Genomic DNA, 260 nt, shown 5'->3' with positions numbered 1-260 from the left:
ATTCAAACTTAAGAATTGGTTGCGGGAGCAGGATTTGAACCTACGACCTTCGGGTTATGAGCCCGACGAGCTACCAGACTGCTCCATCCCGCGTCCGAATGGTCTAATAAATTAGACAAGCCAAGTTGTTTTAATTCAAACTTAAGAATTGGTTGCGGGAGCAGGATTTGAACCTACGACCTTCGGGTTATGAGCCCGACGAGCTACCAGACTGCTCCATCCCGCGTCCGAATGGTCTAATAAATTAGACAAGCCAAGTT

General features: G+C 47.3%; 2 tRNA genes. Both read right to left on the bottom strand.

The features are described from left to right. Positions 1 to 16: 16 nt before the first annotated feature. Positions 17 to 93 (bottom strand) — tRNA-Met (locus tag H4J50_RS19275). Between the two features lie 56 nt (positions 94 to 149). Next, positions 150 to 226: transfer RNA gene (locus tag H4J50_RS19270), tRNA-Met, on the bottom strand. Positions 227 to 260: the final 34 nt, after the last annotated feature.

Origin of the sequence: Colwellia sp. 6M3 (genome assembly GCF_014077595.1) — a bacterium.
Taxonomy (GTDB): Bacteria; Pseudomonadota; Gammaproteobacteria; order Enterobacterales; family Alteromonadaceae; genus Cognaticolwellia.
Note: the sequence above shows the minus strand (reverse complement) of the source record. Positions and strands in the feature narration are given on the sequence as shown.